This is a genomic window from Bremerella sp. JC817 (genome assembly GCF_040718835.1).
Lineage (GTDB): Bacteria > Planctomycetota > Planctomycetia > Pirellulales > Pirellulaceae > Bremerella.
This window is the reverse complement of the sequence record NZ_JBFEFG010000006.1, coordinates 1-310: the sequence shown is the minus strand read 5'-3', so window position 1 is coordinate 310 and position 310 is coordinate 1. Positions and strand designations below refer to the sequence as shown.

Here is a 310-nt window from a genome sequence, read left to right as displayed (position 1 = left end):
CCACCTGCAACCGATCGCTCGACACCAGGGTGATGGCCTCGGGCCCTCCTGCGGCCAGCATCCGGCCGTCCGGGCTCCAGGCCAACCGGTCGGCCCCGACCTCCGGCCCTCCCGCGATCGACTCCAGCGTCTCCGGGTCGTGCCGATGCAGCCGGGTCCCGACGACGCTCGCCAGCGACCCCGTCCCACTGATCGCCAGGCTCCGCACGGGAGCATCGCCGCGGAACTCCGCCTCGGGCCCCTCGGGAGCCTGACGGCCGGCGCCCACCTGCCAGCGCCGGAGCGCCCCGTCCTCACCGCAGGTGACGAC

At 75.5% G+C, this 310-nt stretch carries 1 protein-coding gene; it reads right to left on the bottom strand.

Annotation, left to right across the window (positions count from 1 at the left end; genetic code table 11):
* A partial coding sequence (locus AB1L30_RS00020; RefSeq protein ID WP_367011316.1) for a hypothetical protein occupies nucleotides 1-310 on the bottom strand: 310 nt, incomplete at both ends.